Annotated in this window: 21 protein-coding genes; 4 read left to right on the forward strand and 17 right to left on the reverse strand. The window is 38.5% G+C overall.

The window, feature by feature from the left end; all coding sequences use genetic code 11:
* Positions 1–4: 4 nt before the first annotated feature.
* The 3 genes from AC3WSK_RS18750 to AC3WSK_RS18760 all read right to left on the reverse strand — a co-directional run bounded on the left by AC3WSK_RS18750 (position 5) and on the right by AC3WSK_RS18760 (position 3947).
* Positions 5–1840: a DNA internalization-related competence protein ComEC/Rec2 gene (locus AC3WSK_RS18750; protein ID WP_492414371.1), complete on the reverse strand. Its 1836-nt coding sequence runs from the start codon at positions 1838–1840 to the stop codon at positions 5–7.
* 434 nt (positions 1841–2274) lie between these two features.
* Positions 2275–2844: a ComE operon protein 2 gene (locus AC3WSK_RS18755; RefSeq protein WP_079562880.1), complete on the reverse strand. Its 570-nt coding sequence runs from the start codon at positions 2842–2844 to the stop codon at positions 2275–2277.
* A 455-nt stretch (positions 2845–3299) separates the two neighbouring features.
* Entirely contained in the window at positions 3300–3947 is a 648-nt protein-coding gene (locus AC3WSK_RS18760; protein ID WP_427483556.1) for a helix-hairpin-helix domain-containing protein, read from the reverse strand.
* 308 nt (positions 3948–4255) lie between these two features.
* Between AC3WSK_RS18760 and AC3WSK_RS18765 the strand changes: the two genes are divergently transcribed.
* Entirely contained in the window at positions 4256–5551 is a 1296-nt protein-coding gene (locus AC3WSK_RS18765) for a methyltransferase domain-containing protein (RefSeq protein ID WP_427483555.1), read from the forward strand.
* Entirely contained in the window at positions 5548–8133 is a 2586-nt protein-coding gene (locus tag AC3WSK_RS18770; protein ID WP_492414370.1) for a polynucleotide kinase-phosphatase, read from the forward strand. The genes AC3WSK_RS18765 and AC3WSK_RS18770 overlap by 4 nt, the downstream gene beginning before the upstream one ends.
* 165 nt (positions 8134–8298) lie before the next feature.
* On the opposite strand, the gene AC3WSK_RS18775 is transcribed toward AC3WSK_RS18770, so the two are convergent.
* The 13 genes from AC3WSK_RS18775 to AC3WSK_RS18835 form a co-directional block, all read right to left on the reverse strand.
* A complete protein-coding gene (locus AC3WSK_RS18775; RefSeq protein ID WP_427483553.1) occupies positions 8299–9246 on the reverse strand; it encodes a DUF4085 family protein in 948 nt (315 codons plus the stop codon).
* Entirely contained in the window at positions 9200–9475 is a 276-nt protein-coding gene (locus AC3WSK_RS18780) for a DUF4085 family protein (protein WP_427483552.1), read from the reverse strand. Before AC3WSK_RS18780 ends, AC3WSK_RS18775 begins: the two co-directional genes overlap by 47 nt.
* Before the next feature lie 405 nt (positions 9476–9880).
* Complete coding sequence (locus AC3WSK_RS18785; RefSeq protein WP_492535086.1) at positions 9881–10147, reverse strand: toxin-antitoxin system TumE family protein; 267 nt, start codon at positions 10145–10147, stop codon at positions 9881–9883.
* 18 nt (positions 10148–10165) lie between these two features.
* Positions 10166–10732, reverse strand: coding sequence for a helix-turn-helix domain-containing protein (locus tag AC3WSK_RS18790; protein ID WP_492414369.1), 567 nt, complete (start codon positions 10730–10732; stop codon positions 10166–10168).
* 198 nt (positions 10733–10930) lie between these two features.
* The gene (locus AC3WSK_RS18795) at positions 10931–11671 is read right to left on the reverse strand and encodes a class I SAM-dependent DNA methyltransferase (RefSeq protein ID WP_240518338.1); all 741 of its coding nucleotides are present in this window, start codon (positions 11669–11671) and stop codon (positions 10931–10933) included.
* Between the two features lie 2 nt (positions 11672–11673).
* Complete coding sequence (rsfS, locus tag AC3WSK_RS18800) at positions 11674–12018, reverse strand: ribosome silencing factor (RefSeq protein ID WP_079562872.1); 345 nt, start codon at positions 12016–12018, stop codon at positions 11674–11676.
* Positions 12015–12587, reverse strand: a complete 573-nt coding sequence (gene yqeK, locus AC3WSK_RS18805; protein ID WP_079562871.1) for a bis(5'-nucleosyl)-tetraphosphatase (symmetrical) YqeK — start codon at positions 12585–12587, stop codon at positions 12015–12017. Before yqeK ends, rsfS begins: the two co-directional genes overlap by 4 nt.
* Positions 12556–13146, reverse strand: coding sequence for a nicotinate-nucleotide adenylyltransferase (locus tag AC3WSK_RS18810; RefSeq protein ID WP_492414368.1), 591 nt, complete (start codon positions 13144–13146; stop codon positions 12556–12558). The genes yqeK and AC3WSK_RS18810 overlap by 32 nt, the downstream gene beginning before the upstream one ends.
* Before the next feature lie 9 nt (positions 13147–13155).
* Positions 13156–13458: a ribosome assembly RNA-binding protein YhbY gene (gene yhbY, locus AC3WSK_RS18815; RefSeq protein ID WP_079562869.1), complete on the reverse strand. Its 303-nt coding sequence runs from the start codon at positions 13456–13458 to the stop codon at positions 13156–13158.
* Positions 13459–13463: 5 nt separating this feature from the next.
* Positions 13464–14294: a shikimate dehydrogenase gene (gene aroE, locus AC3WSK_RS18820; protein WP_492414367.1), complete on the reverse strand. Its 831-nt coding sequence runs from the start codon at positions 14292–14294 to the stop codon at positions 13464–13466.
* Between the two features lie 30 nt (positions 14295–14324).
* Positions 14325–15428 carry a ribosome biogenesis GTPase YqeH gene (gene yqeH, locus AC3WSK_RS18825; protein ID WP_079562867.1) on the reverse strand — a complete coding sequence of 368 codons (1104 nt, stop codon included), beginning with the start codon at positions 15426–15428 and terminating at the stop codon, positions 14325–14327.
* Positions 15425–15946, reverse strand: a complete 522-nt coding sequence (locus AC3WSK_RS18830) for a YqeG family HAD IIIA-type phosphatase (protein ID WP_079562866.1) — start codon at positions 15944–15946, stop codon at positions 15425–15427. The genes yqeH and AC3WSK_RS18830 overlap by 4 nt, the downstream gene beginning before the upstream one ends.
* 36 nt (positions 15947–15982) lie before the next feature.
* The gene (locus tag AC3WSK_RS18835; protein WP_079562865.1) at positions 15983–16765 is read right to left on the reverse strand and encodes a phosphatidylserine decarboxylase; all 783 of its coding nucleotides are present in this window, start codon (positions 16763–16765) and stop codon (positions 15983–15985) included.
* A 136-nt stretch (positions 16766–16901) separates the two neighbouring features.
* On the opposite strand from AC3WSK_RS18835, the gene pssA reads away from it, so the two are divergent.
* Both pssA and sigK read left to right on the forward strand, forming a co-directional pair.
* The gene (pssA, locus tag AC3WSK_RS18840; RefSeq protein WP_079562895.1) at positions 16902–17402 is read left to right on the forward strand and encodes a CDP-diacylglycerol--serine O-phosphatidyltransferase; all 501 of its coding nucleotides are present in this window, start codon (positions 16902–16904) and stop codon (positions 17400–17402) included.
* 87 nt (positions 17403–17489) lie between these two features.
* A complete protein-coding gene (gene sigK, locus AC3WSK_RS18845) occupies positions 17490–18197 on the forward strand; it encodes an RNA polymerase sporulation sigma factor SigK (RefSeq protein ID WP_049667745.1) in 708 nt (235 codons plus the stop codon).
* 465 nt (positions 18198–18662) lie between these two features.
* On the opposite strand, the gene mtnN is transcribed toward sigK, so the two are convergent.
* Positions 18663–19355 (reverse strand): 5'-methylthioadenosine/S-adenosylhomocysteine nucleosidase, encoded by a 693-nt coding sequence (mtnN, locus tag AC3WSK_RS18850; protein WP_079562864.1) that lies wholly within the window; start codon positions 19353–19355, stop codon positions 18663–18665.
* Positions 19356–19715: the final 360 nt, after the last annotated feature.

A 19715-nucleotide genomic window follows, 5' to 3' on the forward strand; every position in this document is an offset into this window, starting at 1 on the left:
TTTCCTATTGCACAGACCAACTATTTTTACGAATTCTTACTTCAATCGTCCCATCTATTCCAGTTGTTAATGTAGATAAATGTCGACTTGTAAAACGCTCCACAATCTCTTCATTTGGATGACGGTAACGATTATTGAGCCCAGCGCTGAAAATGGTTAGTTCGAGCCGTAACAGCTCTACAAACGGCTCAATACTTGATGTTTTACTACCATGGTGCCCGGCCTTCAACAATGTCATATCCGCTAACTGCTTGTTGTAAAGTTGAAGAAGCTCCTGTTCGCCATGCTCCTCTAAGTCACCTGTTAACAATGTTCGAAATGAGCCCTGTTGCATATATAAAACGATTGAATCATCATTGCCCTCATATAGAGTGTCTCGGGGCCATAAATAATGAAAACTAGTGTTTCCGATGCGCCACGCTGTTCCCTGCATTTTTTCTTTCACAGGAACTCTTTTCTTTTTGGCTTCCATCAGTAAATCCCGCATTACTGGCTTGTCCATTGAACCAGGGGTGAGGTGAATTTCATGCATGTTAATCTCTTGCAAAATCTCTTCAGCGCCCTCTACGTGATCAGCATCTGCATGAGTGGCGATAAAAATATCAATGTTTCGTATCCCTTTTCCTTTCAAAAACGGTACAACAACTTGCCTCCCGACCTCATATGGACTTTCTGACGTCTTCCATATATCCTGCTGCTCAAAGCGTAGTAAGCCACCGGAATCAATGACATACACAGCCTTTCTAAACGGTAATTCAATAACTGTACAATCACCTTGACCAACATTTAAAAAAGTCAGTTTAGTTTCGCTAAACAGCATCGGCAAAAAATGAATACATAATGCAGGAATGAAGATCACAACTGCAAATTTACCATACTGTTTTATCTCGATAAAATAGAGGCCTGCTAATACACTTATTAACGCCACGCAAATAAGCCATATAGCAGGCTTCCCTGGCGACCACAGCTGAAACGGCAAATCCTGAAGATATAAAATAAACTTCGTAAGCCAAACACGGAGTGGCTCGTACAAATCAAATAAAGCTTTTGCTATTGGCATTGATAGTATTGTTATAACAAACATGGTCATATTAAAAGGCAGAATGACAAAGGAAAACAGTGGTACAAAAATAATATTTGCTAGAAATGAAGAAATAGAAATTTCATAAAAATGATGGAGCAATAATGGATAAACAAGAAGCTGGCACACGAATGTAATGAAAAATAAGCGGATTAACCAGTTCGCGAAAAGTCTAAAAATGACAGCTGAATAGACGAGACTAACCGCTGCTAAATATGACAATTGAAAGCCAATCTGATAAATGACACCTGGCTCAAGAAGAACAAAACAAATAAAGCTAATGGCTAGTGCATCATCATTAGATACGTGCCACCTAAAGTACCGCATTAACATGATTAATTCTACGACAGATACTGCACGCCATACGGAAGGAGCACCTCCAGCTATCACCCCATATATAGGTAAGATAATGAGTAACACTAAGGTCGCTATTTCCGTCCTTACGCCTATACGTAGAAGACCTTCAAAAAACAACCATGTGACGAACGCCACATGTAAACCAGAGATAGCAAATATATGTGTGATGCCAAGCTTTTGATAAGCTCTTTGAAGATCATGGTCGACTTGATCCTGCAATCCTATTAGAAGTGATTGTGCCTCTGCAACTAGCGACTTCGGGAATGTTATTTCAATATGTTTTTTCATATAGTGTCTCTGTTTAGCAAGAAACGAACGAATGGATTTTTTCTCTTCTATAAAGGTCCAGTTTGAAACTTCATATATTCCCCTAGCACCTTTACTGATTAAATATTTTTCCATAGAAAACGCATACTCATGTGCGGGTGGAAGGGGTGCTATTAGTTCGCCTTGAACAAGATAGGTCCTACCTGTCAATGACATAGTTTCATAAAAGCGTTTCTCATCTTCTGACGAAAAAGTATAGACGACATACAGCTTCTCATCTGTTTCAGTTTTTACAAAGCCTCTGAGCTTTTGACCATTTATTTTATATTCGCTCGACCAAGTTATTGGGAATGTTGACGGTAGAGGGGAAGAACCCGTCAGTTGGAATGTAATGATGAAGAAATAGGAAAGAAATCCAAAGACAATCACAAGCGCTGAAATTAAACGTATTTCACCTTTCCATTTAATCCAGAATGCGAAAAGTAGAAGAACGGCAAGTAGCCAAGCTGACTTGTGTGCCGCTATTGAAGCAACAAGTACAGCTAGTGCTACGTAAATCCATTTATGCTTTAAAGCTTTTTGCCAAATAATGAACTCACCTTCTGTTCATATGGAAGCAATTTTTCTGCTGGCATACCACTTTCACGAAGTTCGTTTAGCATGTTTATGTACAAGGCTAATTTTTCGTCGCTTAAGAAGTCGATTTTACGTTCATCAAACGGAACGTGTACTACCTCTACACCTGCTTTTTCAAATAACTCTTGTGCATAAGGGTTATTTTTATAATCCGTAGCGTAATACACACGTTCAATCCCTGCTTGAATAATAGATTTCGTACATGGTAGACATGGGAAATGTGTAACATATAAGTCTGCACCTTTTGTAGGCGTCCCATATTTAGCACATTGTAGTAGTGCATTCATTTCAGCATGCACTGTGCGCACACAATGGTTATCAACCACATAGCAACCATTTTCTATACAATGTTCATCACCTGTAATTGAGCCATTATAGCCACCTGCAATAATTCGCTTATCTCTAACGACAGTTGCTCCTACTGCAAGCCTTGTACATGTACTACGTAATGCGAGTAAATGGCTTTGCGCCATGAAAAATTGATCCCAAGTAATTCGCTCCATATGACTACCTCCGAAATTTTACTTATATTGTTTATTTACGCTGTGCTTTTATTGCAACAGTCCTTTTCTACTATAGTGTAGCCCTTTTTGAAAAGAGTCGTCAATATCTCAAAACTTACTGCCGTTACAGGTGTGTTAATTAACCATTCTTATCCACTCTAATTAATTAGAAGGCACTGATTTCCGCTACGAGCTACCGCTTCGCTTTCGCACAAAGCAAGGCTTCCTGCGGACGAGCGTCGAGCCGCTTCCTCCGCTAGGTTGCTTTCGCTGCGTTAGCACTACGCCTTCGCACGGAAAACATTCGCTCCGTGTAGGTCTCGTCTGTCTCGCTTCCCTGCTGGAGTCGGGTAGCCCTACGCTACAATCAGTTGAAAATGGGAATATATTAGCAAATAGCAACAAAAAAATATCTTTTATCGACCTATTTTTCCAAATAAACATACCTGCTACCATTACTTAACTGTAATAAAATCCTTCAGTTTCTCAAATGTTTTGTCGCCAATACCACTCACTTTTTTTAAATCCTCAATTGTTTTAAAGCCACCATTTTCCTCACGGTACGAAATAATACTTTGTGCCTTTGATGGACCAATACCTGATAATGTCGTAAGCATTGCTTCATCTGCTTTATTTAAATTGACCTTTTGCTCTTTCATACCGTTGTCGCCTTGTGAAGTTCCACCAGTAGGCATCGTCAAAATAGATGAGGTAATCTCGTCTAGCTTTTCACCCTTTTGAGGAATGTAAATAACCATTTCATCCTCAACTTTTTGCGCATGATTAATGAGTTGCGTATCAGCATCCTGGGTATAGCCACCTGCAAGATGTACGGCATCTATAATGCGTTTATCAGGCTGTAACTCATAGACACCAGGATACATAACAGCACCCTTTATATCAACAAACACCTGCTGTATGACCGCTTCATCAACAGATTCTTTTATTTCATGTTGTTCAATAGGTTGGATTGTTTCAATGAGCTCTTCTTGGGGAGGTGAAGAGTCAGAACTCGAAAAAAAGAAGTAACTAAGTCCACTGATAACAAGTATGCCGGGGATCAACATACTTTTTTTATACTTTTGCCAAAAAGATTGGATCATCAACTAACATCCTTTCCTTTGCAAAAGGTAATCATATGGAGTCTATTTCATCTTACAATATCATTCATGCGTTGAAAAGATAAATTATCTATTAAGACAAAAACGAAGATATCCCTACCCTTTGCTTATTATGACACTGACATAATGATGTGAAATCATGTTATTATTGGAATCATAAAGGCTCACCATCCGAACGGAAATCAACTAATTTACAGCGCATATATTTAAAAAATTGTCATCTACCACTTTTGGTGATGAGCCACAATAAAAAAGACCCATTATGCCTTTGTACTGAATGGAGGAAGAATATGCAGCTAACAATACAGGCAAAGGGAGAAAATGTGAAAGCTATCTCCTACTTACTATCAAAAAATCCGAATAATTTATATGAACGGCGTGTAAAAGATCATTTAGTTCGACTTGTTTATCATGAGCTTTCTGAAACAAGCCTTGTTGTGACAATATTTGTTACACCAAATGCACTCGCACTTGTTCAAAATGACAATGCACTTGATATTACACATTATATTAATGACCGTGAATTCGCCGCTAGTAGTATTTTTTTATCCCTTATCCGTTCTGCTTTAGGTACTGCGTTAAATGGCAAACCAAAAGAACAATATATTGAATGGGTAGCTCAAACATTTTCATTTTCATTTGAATTCGGTCCAATCGCTTCTGCTATGACAAATGAAAAGATAAATGAATTGTTTCAGCCTCTTGGATACACTGTCAACATCGAAGCTTTGTCTAACGACCATCGCGCGCGTTTTCTCACATTATCTGCGGACATTACGCTACAACAAGCTCTACAGCATCTCTTTGTACTGATCCCTGTTTTAGATGATTATAAGCACTACTTTATCGATGAATTGGAAGTTGATAAGCTTAAACGATACGGAGAAGGCTGGTTAGATACACATCCAATGAAAGAATTTATTTATAAAAAAGCTCTACGCTTCTCCCATTTATATGATGGAAACACAGCACCACAAAATGTAACGCGGTCACTCAATACATTGCGCTACGAAAAAATTGTTGAAACCATTAAAAATCTACCTCGAAGATCATCAATTGTTGATTTTGGTTCTGGTGAAGGAAAGCTTTCAAGTTTACTTGCCTACGTCAAAGGAATTGACGAGTTGCTTGCGGTTGAACCAAGTGAAGCTGCAATGAAAAAAGCAATCAAGCGTTTTGAAGGCTTAGAGGATGCATTTGTAACCCCAAAACCTACATGGGGCTCGCTATTTTATTACGATGCACGATTAGTACATAAAGACGTCATTGTTTTATGTGAAGTCATTGAACATATTAATGAGGAACGATTACCTAAAATAATGGAGTTGCTTTTAACACAATATAGTCCTCAAACATTAATTGTGACAACACCAAATGCTGAATACAATGCTGTTTACAAATTAGATGAAATGCGTCATGAGGATCACCGATTTGAATGGACACGCAAACAATTTCAAGAGTGGTGTCATGCGATGAGTCGCAATGAACAATATGAGCTTTCATTTACTGGCATCGGCGATCAACATGATATTTACGGACAACCTACCCAAATGTGCATTTATACGAAAAAGGAGGAGAATGTATGAACATCAAGATTCCACATGCAGGGATTGTTCTGCTAATTGGTCCATCCAATAGTGGAAAATCTACTCTTTTACAACAATGGGTTAATACAGGTATGCTTTCTCCTTCTGAAATTATTAGCTCTGATGTTTATCGGACACTTGTTTCAGATACAGATTATATCGATTTTCAACATCATTCGAAGGAAGAAGCAGATTTATTGTATGATGAATATTTCGCTATTTCAGCACAAGCCTTTGCAGTTATGAAACGCGTATTAGAGGCTAGAAGCTCATTAAATAAATGTACCTTTGTTGATGCTACACATTTACAATCAGAGGAACGTCAAAAATATATTTCGCTTGGGAAAAAGCTACATGTTCCGGTTAGTGCAATTGTATTGGACATTCCTCTTGATGCATTGTTACATCGAGATACTTTGCGCAAAGACCCAAGAGGTAGTAAACGTATTAAACAGCAGGCACGCTTATTAAAAGCAGAAAAACGATTTATTAAAAAAGAGTCGTTTGCTAAAACCTATATTGTGACCGAGACGGATGGACTAACATTATCAAAACAAAAGTCACCGCTACTGTTAAATGTAGAGGCTGGGCTTGATATTATTGGTGATATTCATGCCTGCTTTGATGAATTTATTGAATTACTTGGTAAGCTAGGCTACGAAGAAAATGAGGAAGGTTACTATATTCATCCACAAGGTCGACGCTTTATTTCAGTTGGTGATATTATGAGCCGAGGACCAAAATCGATCGCAACAATGGACTTTTTTGAGCGCCATATAGAGCGTGGGCTTGCCTATATGACTGACAGTAATCATGGCTGGAAGATCGCTCGTTGGTTAGATGGACGCAAAGTAACATTACATCATGGAGATGAGCTAGTTGAAGCTGAATTTAACGTTTATGAAGAAGATTTCGGAGCGGAGAAAACAAATGCCTTAAAAGCTCGTCTCGCAAAATGTTTACTCGCTGCTCCCTCTCACTATTTGTTAGTGAATAATGGCATTTCTTCAGCTGTAGTTACACACGCAGGTATCCGTGACCGTTATATAGGCAAACAATCGACAAGAATTTCTGATTTCTGTCGTTACGGAGATGTTCAGGGGCAAGATAAATCTGGAAAACCTATTCGTAATGATTGGTTTATAGAGCATCAAACATCACAGCTTATTATTTGGGGGCATGATCCTAAAATTCAGCCGTTAAAGCAAAATAATACGTTGAATATTGATCAAGGAGTTGTTTTTGGGGGGCAGCTAACTGCTTTTCGCTATCCTGAAAAGACTCTTGAGTTTGTGAAGGCGTATAAAAACTATGCCGGTATCGAACGAAATCCTCTACTTGAGGCAAAAGCTCAACGTTTTACACCACCAAACATCGGAGCATTTTTAGAAGGATTCACAGTGGAAACTGCCTACTTTAACAATGTACAAATAGGCGGTGCTCATGCAAAAGCAGCGATCGACAGTATTTCTCATTATGCACTGCCGTTAGAACAGCTAGTTTATATTCCACCAACGATGAGCCCAACACCACAAACATCTTCGTTAGCAGATACGTTGGAACACCCTTCTGAGGCATTTGCTTATTATAAAAAGCACGGTGTCCAGACAATGATTGCCGAGAAGAAACATATGGGCAGTCGCGCTGTTCTTTTATTGTTTAAAGATGCGCTTATTGCAAAGGAATACGTTGATACAGAAACACTTGGTATCATTACAACTAGAGCAGGAAGACGGTTTTTCGATAAAGAGACGGAACAAAAAATTTTGCAACAACTTCATACAGAATTAATAGAGAAAAATTATTTCGAACAGTTTAATACAAATTTCGTACTACTCGATGCAGAAATTTTACCTTGGAACTTAAAAGCGCAACAATTAATCGATCAACAGTATGCACATGTAGCTGAGCAAGCATTAATGGACCGTACAAAGCTTATGGAGAAACTACGTGACACAGTACAAATCGATGTTTCACAATGGCTTCAGGAGTATAAGGGGTTACTTGAAAATGCACAACGATTTTCAACTGTTTACCAAAATTATTGTTGGGATGTCCAGGATGCTTCATCTATTCAAATTGCACCCTTCCATGTATTAGCACATAGTTCGGAAACGTTTTTCCATAAACCGCATATATGGCATATGGAAATGAATCGACTATTTGCCAAAAATTCAACACTATTTATTGAGACAGCGTTTAAAGTCATTACGGATGAAGCTTCTGAACAAGAGATTATTACTTGGTGGGAGGAAATGACTGCTGCTGGTCATGAAGGTATTGTTATTAAACCTGAAATTTTTGTCACAAAATATAATGGCAAGCTCATTCAGCCCGCGATTAAAGTACGTGGTCGTGAGTATTTACGAATTATTTATGGTATGGACTATTTAGAGCCTTCACATTTAACGAAACTGAAGGAACGTAATCCAAGTAAAAAAATGAAGTATGCATTGCGTGAATTCGCACTCGGACTAGAAGGAATAGAACGTTTTGTTAAATGTGAATCGACTGCCCGCATTCATGAATGTGTACTCGGGACACTAGCACTCGAAAGTGATCCTGTCGACCCTAGACTTTAGTAAAGATCGCCATGCATAGGTGAGCACAATGTGTTGCTTTCTCACACACTTTGGTGAAGAACTCTTTTTCTGACGTTCTATCCGTCACTTTTATTTTTATAGTCATAATGTAAAAAGTGCCACACTGCATATTGGACAGTGTGGCACTTTTACTTTCTACACGCGTTATTCTGTTAAGATGTCATTAAATTTCACTTGGAGCTCAGCCGTTAAGATTCCCTCATTGTAAAAATGGCGAATAAATACATTTTGCATCATATCATCCTCTTGTGCGGGATTCATCTGCATTAATATATGATTAATCTTCTCCGCGAGCTGTACTGGATTGGCATACATCGTATTCCATGCGCGCACCTTTAACTCTAAATCTATACCTAGGGCCGCCTCCTCCAAGTCCTGGATAGGTACTGGCTCACTAAAATGTGCATACGGATCTTCATATGTATCTGTATGTAAAAAATGAATACAATCATCTAATTTGTCTGCCACACGTATTGTATCTACAAAAACGCCTTGGTCATTTTCATATAGATTGCTATTTTCTAAAATTAAAAACGGTGCGTGTTGCTGAATCCCGATTACTCTTTTTTTAAATTGAGGTGTAATAAAGATTAAGCCATGCCCTAGCTGCAATGTTTGAACGTATGTAGAAAAATTACCGTTTTCAGCAAAATCACTATATGTTTTTGGGCGATAATAAAATTCAGCGTCTAACTCCTCTGCTTCAATCGTCCATTCCACTTCTGGACAATCAAAAATAACACGTAGTGCCATTCCATTCGCTGTTTTTCTGAGCTCATCATAAATATAAAACTGCTCTTGTTCTAATTGACCTACCTCACTTATAATATTGTTAAACGTTAGAGAGATGATTGATTTTGCAGTAAAGCCCCCTGCCATATCAAATGTTAATTCAACTTGAGTATCATTACGTTGAATACTAACTACTGTTGCATCATGAAGGCTTTGTTCAAAGACCTCTCTCTCCTTCGGTTTCATATAAGCTAACGTTTTCTGCTTTTCCTCATATGCCGCATCGAGAATATTTTCAAATAGCTGCTCCTGTTCATTTCTCCATCCTAAAAAATCTTCTCGTATATGTTTTAGGAACATCTGGTGTATTCAACGTACTATCTAAAATATATGTATGAAATCGCAGTGGTAAATAGTTCATTAAACTATCGCGTATTACATCTAACTCTTGCTTCTTTTCCTTATATGGATCAATATCATTTTCCTTTGCATAGGCAAGGTAATCTGTCCATTCCTCATCTGATTCGTAAATAAATAGTCTCATCGCATTTTCATATGCTTTTTTATCTTGCATTGTTAAGTGCCACATAATTTCAGCTCCTTTAATTGAGTAGTTAGAAAAAATACTCTTACAATTATTTCGTTTATTTAGCATGCAATGTATTCTGAATCGAAAATGAATTATCTCTTATTCTTTTGCAGTTTTCTGTTCACTTTCGTGACAAACTCAATTGTTGTAATCAGGATTTTCATTAAAGAACTTATTGGTAGCCCTTCGGTTATAGCATTATTAAAAGAAGCGGTTGTATGCATAGACACAAACCACTTCTTAACATTTTCTTTATTTTCAGAATTCTGATTACAACATCTTACTATCGTACGGTTTATTTTCACGAATAAACTCTTCCACAACGGTTAACACGCTCTCTAAATCTCTTATTGTCCAATTATCCTGCAATTGTGCCCTATCCCCTGGTACTTTTGAGCACTTCTGTTAGCATGTGGGCGGAACAAAATGGTGCTCATTTTCCCAGGCACTGATATGACCAGGTTTCTTTCTATTTCTTTCCCATGAATAGCGGTATTGTATTTTATTGTCACTTTTATCAAACCACTCACGAACCCTAAGTTGGGTTTCGCTATAAAAACCGCTAAGAAAGTAGAATGTAATTTTAATTACTGTATTGTCTGGATTAATAGGATCATCTTCAACTAATAAATCTGTAGGTTGACGTAAGATTGGATTAAAGCGAGTTAATATGGCGCATAATCAGTTAATTTAGGCATTTGTACCTTTCTTAGCCTGTATTTGCTTTAATAAAGCATTTTTCTGCACTATATACCCGTTCCAATCAAAAACGTCTACAGCCTCATCTAATCCATCAATTAGGCTATCACTTTTATTTCCATACAGATGTTCAAACTCTCCGCCATATTCAATTTCATATTCAGTTATTCTACCTTGGATAACCTCCAACTTTTCTTCCAGTGTTTGGGCTCTACTTTTTTTCTCTTGGTGTATCCATTGCATTTCAAACGATGTAACTGGATCGGACCATAATTTAAGTGCAACTCTAGGAATTTTTTTAACGTTGTTAATTATTTTATATTCTAGACCATTATTTAGATACTTATAAATAGTTGGCTTTGAAACCCCTAAATATTCTGCTGCTTGCTCAGTAGAGACTAACTCGGCTATATCATAATCTATATATCCGCAATCTGTCGTTTCTAAAAACAATTTTTCAAATGCCAACTTAACAGTACTTAACTCATTTGTTTTCTGATTTTTTTCATCCAATAGTTCTAATACTTGATCAAAAACTAGCTTGATTGTGTCCGACATGAATTTTTCAGCTGGCTTTAATTTCGTTTCTCTTAATTGAATATATCGAACTGATTCTGAAAATGTATCAGGGATAGAATCCCCAAGAGAATATTATTCGCCACTTCAAAATCGATATTACAATTCTGTTTTCTAGTAAAGAACTTGTTCACAAAGCAAAAAACAGCTCGCTGGTCAGTTTACCAGCAAGCTGTTCTTCTATTTCACCGCACGGATAAAAATGCGTTCACTTTCATATTCAGGACCTTCATCAGTAAAATCAGCTGTTACTTCTACATGCTTAAAGCCAATTTCCTGAAGCCATGCCATATACTGATCGATTGAGAACGTGCGCTGATTATGCTCCTCGTCGAAGCGTTCATACAAATCACTCGCAGCATCACGCACATAAAACGTCATTTGGTGGACAATGGAATGTTCAAAATCTCCAGGCTCCGTATGCCATACATAGCTAATGTCACCATCGTCATACGTAAACGGACCGTCTAAAAATATATCATTCATTTTAAATAACGAATGTACATCAAAAAACAGTTGGCCTTCATCTCGTAAAGCACCATGAATACGTTCTAATGTTGAATAAACAGCTTTTTCGTCCATTACATAATTCAGCGAATCAATAGCAATCGTTACAACGTCAAGCGCACCAAAGCCATCTAATTCATCCATCGACATACAATAGAGAGGCACATGTAATCCTGCATCAGCAAAGCGCTCTGCAGCAATGGAGAGCATACTTTCCGATAAATCAACCCCACTCACCTTGTAGCCTGCCTGTGCGAACAACAAGCTAAGCACGCCTGTACCGCAGCCGATATCTAAAAGATTCTGATATTGAGTGCTCGGTGCATGCTGCAAAACCCATCCTACATAACGTTCATAAGGGATATCCGTTTGCAACTCGTCATACACGTGTGCAAATCGTTCGTAGCTACTCACACTTAAGCCTCTGGTATGTCTAATTGCGGTGCATCGCCCCATAGACGTTCTAAATTATAATAAGCACGTTCATCTTTGTGGAATACATGCGCTACAACATCTCCAAGATCCACAAGAACCCAGCGTGCTGCATCGAAGCCTTCTACACGACGAATTTCATAGCCCTCTTTTACTGCTACCTCTTGTAATTCACGTGCGATTGCTTGCACTTGGCGATCAGAATTACCATGAGCAATAATAAAGTAATCTGCTAAAAGTGAAATGCCCTCCATATTCAAAACGACAATATCCTCACCGTGTTTGTCGTCAATTGCTTTGTAAGCTGATTGTAATAAAGTTGAAGTCATCCTTCACTGTCCTCTCTTTTCATCATATCGTTGTAACATTCTATTGATAATGGATAAATTGGTTGTTTTGTGTCAATTAAAAATGCCAATGTATGGCGTACACAAGCGCTCATCACTTTATCCAAATTTTTCTTTGCTTTTTTTCGCAGACGATCGACACCATCAAATTTACGATTCGGTTCGATCATATCTGCAACAAAAATAATTTTTTCTAAACGGCTCATGCCCACGCGTCCTGTTGTATGAAAACGAATAGCATTTAACATATCCTCATCAACAATGCCAAATTCGCTTTCTGCAATATAAGCACCTACTGGACCATGTAGTAATTCACTACCCCAACCAATAAGGCGAGCATCTAATTTTTCATCAAGGACGATTTGCTCCATCCATTCAATATCTGCATATTTCGCAATATCGTGAAGGATGGCTGCTATTTCAGCCTTTTTTTCATCCTCACCATAAAATTTCGCTAGCTCAATGGCAGTTTCCATTACACCAATGGTATGAATATAGCGCTTCTCAGGCATGCGTGGCTTAATCGCCGCTAGGTACTGTTCGCGTTCCATAAAGACCTTCCTCTCGTATGAACGTCTCTACCGCTTCTGGCAGTAAAAAAGTAACCGTTCCTCCAGTAGCAAGGCGTTCACGAAGCAGTGTGGACGATAAATCGATTTGGGGAGCTTCCACCATTAGTATAGGATACTCTGTTGTGGCCTCTGTTCCTGGACGCTTTACTCCTACAAATTGCACAAGCTTCACTAATTCATCAATACAGTACCATGAATGAAGCGAATCAATCATGTCGCCGCCAATGATAAAGTAAAATTTCACATTAGGCTCTCTTGTACACATCGCAGAAAGTGTCTTATATGAATAGGATACGCCACCCTTATCCACCTCATACGACTCCACAGAAAAATACGGATATGGATTTATTGCACGCCTTACCATTTCAAGGCGCTCCACATCACTAGCATCATGACGTGCAAACTTATGTGGTGGTAATGCATTGGGCATAAAGCGAACTTCATCAAGATCTAAAGCATGAAGTACTTCATTAGCCATCATTAAATGTCCAATATGCGGTGGATTAAATGTACCTCCCAGTAAACCGACCTTTTTCATCGTTTCACCTTATTTCGCTGCTTTTGGTAATGCAATCTTTTTATGATTACGTGACTCTTTATATAAAACAACTGTTAGTCCAATTAATTGTACAAGCTCTGCATGAGCACCTTTAGCAAGTGCTTCTGCCACTTCATGCTTGTCTTCTTCACAGTTATCTAAAATACGTACCTTAATCAACTCTCTAACTTCTAATGCTTCACGAATTTGCTTTGTCATTTCGTCACTAACGCCGCCTTTTCCTACTTGGAAAATTGGTGTTAAATGATGTGCTTCTGCACGTAAAAAACGTTTTTGTTTACCTGTTAACATAAAAATTAATATCCTCCTAATTGCACCTTTAGTTGGGCAATCATTGAATTTGTATTCGGGTATTCACCAAGCCAATGCTCAAAAGCAATAGCCCCTTGATGAACAAACATTCCAAGACCCGTAACGACGGTTGCTCCTTTTTCATCAGCCGCTTTTAAAAAAGGCGTCATTAATGGATTATACACAATATCGGCCACAATTGCGCCTTCTGCAAGTTGTTCTAATGAAAATGGCATTGAAAAATTGCCCGTAGCAAGGCCTGCCGATGTCATTTGCACTAAAATGCCGAAATCAGCTAATGATTCTTCCGCATCTGCTAAAGAAATAGCATTACCTATACCCATTTCATCGACAATTGCCTTTGCGTTTGCCACTGTGCGATTGGCAATGGTTAAATTCGTATAACCTTGCTGCTGCATTGCAAAAGCAATGCCACGAGCAGCACCTCCCGCACCAATCAGAAGAACTGGCTTGTCTTTATGTGACTTGCTAACCGCCTCTTCAAGCGAGCGCACAAAACCAACACCGTCTGTATTGTATCCCTTTAATTTTCCTTCTTTTGTACGGACAACCGTATTGACAGCTCCCATTTTTTCTGCCAACTCATCTAGCTCATCTAAATAAGGAATGATCGCTGTTTTATGTGGAATTGTAACGTTCCAACCACTTGCACCTAATGTTTTTAGACCAGCAACCGCTGACTCCAAATTTTCAGAAGATACACGTACTGGAATATATGTCGCATCTATCGACAGTTCCTCGTACCAAGCATTATGCATCGCAGGGGATTTTGAATGCTCGATCGGATCACCAATAACCGCAAACCATTTCTTCATTTCCTAGTCCCTCTTCTCTACTTGTACAACTTAAATTAGTGATGGGCGAATAGAAACTTGTACACCCTTTGGTGCATAAGCTGCTACAACTACATCAGCATGCTGAACAGTAATCCACCCAAGACCTGAGAATACAACATCTGTTTTCGCTTCTTTGATTGAGAACTCATGACGCACTAATGGCGGTAGTTGTTCAATAAATTCAGCAGTTGGAGGTGCAAGCAACTCCCCCTTATGTTCTGCATACAATGTATCTGCCTTCTCAAGCTTTGTACGGTGGATTGGTAAGTCATTTGCTACATGTACCGTAAATGCGGAACGATCTCCTTGAATAAAGTCAAAACGAGCAAGGGCACCAATAAATAATGTTTGTCCTGCATTTTGTTGATACACTTTTGGCTTTATTTCTTTTTTAGGCATAATATATTTTAATTCGCTAGCGTCAATATGGTGCGCCATCTGATGATGATTAATAATTCCTGGTGTATCATATAATGAGCTTCCATCATCTAGTGGAATTTCAATCATATCTAAAGTTGTACCTGGGAAATGAGAAGTTGTAATTACTTCACCTTCACCCGTAGCCTGCTTGATAATGCGATTAATGAACGTGGATTTCCCAACATTTGTACAGCCTACAACGTAAACATTTTGTCCATTTCGGTACTCATCAATGGCTTCCATCGCTTCAGCCATCCCTTTTCCTTTATGAGCACTTACTAAAAGTACATCAACAGGTTGTAGACCTAGAGCCTTTGCTTCACGTTTTAGCCAATTAATCACTTTTTTCGGTTTCACAGATTTCGGTAATAGATCGGCCTTATTCGCGATTAATAACACAGGATTTTTTCCAACGAAGCGGTGCAGTCCTGGTAGCCAGCTCCCATTGAAGTCGAAAATATCAACAATTTTTACGATTAAGCCTTGCTGAGTTCCAAGACCGTTTAAAATACGTAAAAAGTCGTCATCTGTTAATGACACTGGTTGAATTTCATTATAATTTTTCAAACGGAAGCAACGTTGGCAAATGACCACGTCTTTTTCTAATGATGATGGGGGTGCATACCCAACTGCTGTTTTATCTTCTGTTTGAATTGTTGTACCACAGCCAATACAATTTGGCATTTCGTTCATTCTTTTTCCTCCCAAGTACTGATTCCTTTTCGTTTTAAAGTATTGAACACACGGCGTTCAATAAATCGATTGAATTTTGTTACGAGCCCATCTGATTGTGCAACCGGCTTTACTAGTACCGTATGCAAGCCTAGACGATTTGCGCCCATTACATCTGTTAGTAGTTGGTCTCCTACCATTACTACTTCCTGTGGTCGTAGCCCCAATTGAATAATGGCGCTATAAAAGGCATTACGAAGTGGCTTTCTCGCCTTATGAATATAAGGAATACCTAATGGCTCAGCAAACTGCTTAACACGTGCTTCTTTGTTATTCGACGCAATAATAACACGAATGCCAGATTCTTTCATAATGCGAAGCCAAACAATAAGCTCTTCCGTTGCATCTGCACGGTCCCATTCCACAAGCGTATTATCTAAATCCGTAATAATCCCTTTAATACCTAAGTTTTGAAGCTTTTCCGGTGTAATTTCATAAATACTCGTGACAAATTCATTTGGTAATAAAAAATTATACAAAATAGCGACCCCTAATCTAAACGTATTATTCGACCATTATAGCATATTTGCGAAGGCTTCACCCATTTGAATTGGGCTTCCTTGTACAACATTTTCCGTAAATTCTATTGCATCCTTTTCAAACAGCATAACTACTGTTGAGCCAAATGAAAAATATCCGACTTCTTGACCCTTATGCCATTGTGTTGTTGTATTAGTGAGCACAATAGAGTTTACAAAGGTAGCGCCAACTTTAATAAACGCTATCTGTTGTTTATTTGCCACTTTCAGCTCCGTTACAGAACGATAATTGTGCGATATTGGCTTTTTACCGTATGAAAGACCGAGCTGATTAACAGGATAGGATTTTTGACCAAGTGTATACTGTCGTAGCACCTTTCCATCAATCGGGCTATGAATTCTGTGATAATCTGCCGGACTCAAGTAAAACACGATAAAATGCCCATCTGCATATTGTGAAGCACGTTCTGTATTGCCAAGTAAATCTTGTAATGAATAAGGTTTACCCTTTACAAGGAATGTCATATCCCATTCGATACGCCCAAACGATTCTACTTTGGCATCCACTGGACTCACATAAGTACTGGGATTTTGTTCAATTGGACGTGCATCTTCTAAAAGCTCTCTTGTAAAAAAATCATGTAAACTTGAAAATTGTTGTTGGTGTTTCGCAACCTCTTCAAGTTTAATATCGTATACTTTCATGTAACTAGGGATAATACGTTTACTCCACTTTGCTTTTGCAATAGATTGCAAAAGCTGGGAAGATTGCTTACCGTTTGTTAACTCAATCAAGCGTTGATATATTTTTTCTTTCATAAAACAAAACCCCTATCGATTAATTTAGACTGTCAATTTTTTCGCATTCGAAGTATAATGGTACAATATCTTAAGTGCAAAGGAGTGATCCCCCTTGTTTTTTTATCACAAGTTGGTGGATACCACGGTTAAGAAAATGAAATCGCAAGCAGCAAATTTTATCACAATCAGTAATATGTCTTTCGGCGGCGCGGCCATAATGACTACACTACATGAATACTATAGCTACAGTGTCTTGTTTATCTTTATCGCAGCCCTTCTTGATCGCTATGATGGGAAGGTGGCTAGAGCACTTGGACAAGTGTCTGATTTAGGTAAACAATTAGATTCTATGAGTGATATTATATCATTTGGTGTGGCACCTGCATTATTAATGTATAAAGTTGTCTTAGGCGACTTTGGTTTTGTCGGTATGACAATGACAGTATTGTATATTGTCTGTGGTGCGATGAGATTAGCCCGCTTCAACATTTCAGAAGCAAACGGCTATTTTACAGGGTTACCGATTACTGCGGCAGGTACAGTCTTAACTTTAACGTATTTCGCATCTAATACGTTCCACCCAGTATTTTATCTTTTCCTATTCCCAATACTAGCATTACTAATGATTAGTACAATCACGTTAAAAAAAGTGTAACAGCGCATTTGCTGTTGCACTTTTTTTCATTTAACACAGCTTTAAAACATATACTGTCGAAAAATGGGGAAAGGATGAAATCATTCAATGAGCGGAATTTTTACATCTATGTTGCAGTTATGGCTTGAGATCCCAGCATTACTTGGCTATTTAAAGGGGCAAACTTTCCATAAACCCTTTTCAAAAGAAGAGGAAGCTGCTTGTATTGAACGATTTTTAGGCGGTGATGAGCAAGCGCGTCTTGATCTAATTGAACGTAATATGAGACTTGTCGCACACGTTGTGAAAAAATTTCACCCAAAGCATGAGCAACTTGATGATTATATTTCCATCGGTACGATTGGTCTGATGAAAGCTGTAGAAAGTTATACGCCTGACAAAAAAACCCGTCTGGCCACTTATGCCGCCCGCTGTATCGAAAATGAAATTTTAATGCATCTGCGTACACAGAAAAAAGTGCAAAAAGATGTTTCCTTATTTGAGCCAATCGGTACAGATAAAGATGGTAATGCCCTACAAATCCGAGATCTCTTACAATGCGATGAAGAAAGTGCAACTGAAAAAATTGAACATAAAGAGCATGTTGCACAACTATATCACTATTTGCATATGCTCGACGAACGTGAGCTCGAAATCGTTACACTTCGTTATGGTCTTAACCAGCAGGATGCACTCACACAAAAGGAAATCGCTGCACGTTTAAATATTTCTCGTAGCTATGTATCTCGCATTGAAAAGCGAGCACTTATTAAACTCTATCAATTATATAAACGAGATCAAAAAATTATTGAGTAATATATTGTAAATTGATACTAATAATAATTCAATAAATACATGACATTATTCCGCAATGAATCTTGTATTTTTATCGGTACAAAAGGAGACATTTGTAGCTGACGCTTCGCTTTCGCTACGAAAACAATTGCTAAGATAAAGAAAGCCCTCTTGCGTCATTAAAATGTCGCAAGAGAGCTTTTTCTCTTAATGAATTTCAACAGATTCTGAAAGTTCTGCTGAAATAAGTGTACCGATTAACATTGTTATAATGACTACACCTGCTGTTAAAAATAGCATTATGCATGCCTCCCATCTGAATATGAAGAGATTTAATTAACAACAGTTTAGCATTCGTGCGACTTTTAAACTGTGATTTTCCTCACACTAAAAGGCACTCATTTTGACTTTTTTGTGTAGTTTATCCCGCAGATTGGTGAAACCTAATACTCAGGGGGATAAAGAAAACTCTGCTGATAATAGACTTTATAACGATTCGATAGCTTTTAGTACGATTTGTGTTGAATGCTTTGCAGCTACTGGTAAAAACTCATCGAAGCTAATATTCGATTCTTTTCCAGCAATATCTGATAAAGCACGAATAACAACAAACGGAGTACCAAATTGGTAACATACTTGTGCAACAGCTGCTGCTTCCATCTCTACTGCCTTCATTTGCGGGAAGTGACGACGGACTGCTTCTACACGAACAGGATCATTCATAAAAGCATCACCTGAGCAAATTAAACCAATACCATATTGGTGCTCTCCAACAGCCTCTACTGCCTCTTCAGCCACTTTCATAAGTTTTTCATCTGATTTATAAGCTGCTGGCATACCAGCCATTTGGCCCATTTCATAACCGAAAATCGTTACATCTACATCATGATGACGGACTTCATCTGAAATAACGATTGCGCCTACTTCAAGCTTTTCATCATAGCCTCCTGCAGAGCCCGTATTAATGACTACATCAGGTTTGAATTCATGTAATAGAATAGTAGTTGACATTGCGGCATTCACTTTACCAATACCACTTTTTAATAAAACTACCTCGTTGCCTTTGTAAGTTCCTGTTGTATATTCACTTCCTGCAATTGTTGTGCTTTTTGCATTCTCTATAGACGCTCGTAAAAGCTCTACTTCCTCTTCCATTGCGCCGATTACTGCGATTTTCATATCTACGTTACTTCCCTTCTTTATGCACTTCAAATCAATTATGCCTCGGCATAATTGCGTCCGGGAATCGGCTTTGTGCTTAGGCCTGCACGAGGGCCGACACGATGTCGGTCATTTCGGAAATGCCACAGGACGTGGCGTTTTTACCGATGCAGGTCAGCTAGCCGTTATCGCATGGATGCGATGATTTTAGGCTAACATCCTTTTTAAGCACTCCTTTCCGATTACCGCGACGTCCGCCGGAGGCTTTGGGCCAACAAATGTTTTCTGTGCGAAAGCGTAGTGCAACGTAGCGGCAGCAACATGAAGTTGGTCACTCAGTCGTGTGTTGTTGTTGTTGCTGTCGCTTCGCTTTCGCAC

Source organism: Lysinibacillus sp. EB271-A1-10B, from assembly GCF_058791335.1.

What these genes read in the sequence shown, in the direction of transcription:
- AC3WSK_RS18750 (WP_492414371.1), bottom strand. Translation starts at nt 1,840, where the DNA reads ATGGAAAAATATTTAATCAGTAAAGGTGCTAGGGGAATATATGAAGTT.
- AC3WSK_RS18755 (WP_079562880.1), bottom strand. Translation starts at nt 2,844, where the DNA reads ATGGAGCGAATTACTTGGGATCAATTTTTCATGGCGCAAAGCCATTTA.
- AC3WSK_RS18760 (WP_427483556.1), bottom strand. Translation starts at nt 3,947, where the DNA reads ATGATCCAATCTTTTTGGCAAAAGTATAAAAAAAGTATGTTGATCCCC.
- AC3WSK_RS18765 (WP_427483555.1), top strand. Translation starts at nt 4,256, where the DNA reads ATGCAGCTAACAATACAGGCAAAGGGAGAAAATGTGAAAGCTATCTCC.
- AC3WSK_RS18770 (WP_492414370.1), top strand. Translation starts at nt 5,548, where the DNA reads ATGAACATCAAGATTCCACATGCAGGGATTGTTCTGCTAATTGGTCCA.
- AC3WSK_RS18775 (WP_427483553.1), bottom strand. Translation starts at nt 9,246, where the DNA reads ATGTTCCTAAAACATATACGAGAAGATTTTTTAGGATGGAGAAATGAA.
- AC3WSK_RS18780 (WP_427483552.1), bottom strand. Translation starts at nt 9,475, where the DNA reads ATGTGGCACTTAACAATGCAAGATAAAAAAGCATATGAAAATGCGATG.
- AC3WSK_RS18790 (WP_492414369.1), bottom strand. Translation starts at nt 10,732, where the DNA reads ATGTCGGACACAATCAAGCTAGTTTTTGATCAAGTATTAGAACTATTG.
- rsfS (WP_079562872.1), bottom strand. Translation starts at nt 12,018, where the DNA reads ATGACTTCAACTTTATTACAATCAGCTTACAAAGCAATTGACGACAAA.
- yqeK (WP_079562871.1), bottom strand. Translation starts at nt 12,587, where the DNA reads ATGGAACGCGAACAGTACCTAGCGGCGATTAAGCCACGCATGCCTGAG.
- AC3WSK_RS18810 (WP_492414368.1), bottom strand. Translation starts at nt 13,146, where the DNA reads ATGAAAAAGGTCGGTTTACTGGGAGGTACATTTAATCCACCGCATATT.
- yhbY (WP_079562869.1), bottom strand. Translation starts at nt 13,458, where the DNA reads ATGTTAACAGGTAAACAAAAACGTTTTTTACGTGCAGAAGCACATCAT.
- aroE (WP_492414367.1), bottom strand. Translation starts at nt 14,294, where the DNA reads ATGAAGAAATGGTTTGCGGTTATTGGTGATCCGATCGAGCATTCAAAA.
- yqeH (WP_079562867.1), bottom strand. Translation starts at nt 15,428, where the DNA reads ATGAACGAAATGCCAAATTGTATTGGCTGTGGTACAACAATTCAAACA.
- AC3WSK_RS18835 (WP_079562865.1), bottom strand. Translation starts at nt 16,765, where the DNA reads ATGAAAGAAAAAATATATCAACGCTTGATTGAGTTAACAAACGGTAAG.
- pssA (WP_079562895.1), top strand. Translation starts at nt 16,902, where the DNA reads ATGAAATCGCAAGCAGCAAATTTTATCACAATCAGTAATATGTCTTTC.
- sigK (WP_049667745.1), top strand. Translation starts at nt 17,490, where the DNA reads ATGAGCGGAATTTTTACATCTATGTTGCAGTTATGGCTTGAGATCCCA.
- mtnN (WP_079562864.1), bottom strand. Translation starts at nt 19,355, where the DNA reads ATGAAAATCGCAGTAATCGGCGCAATGGAAGAGGAAGTAGAGCTTTTA.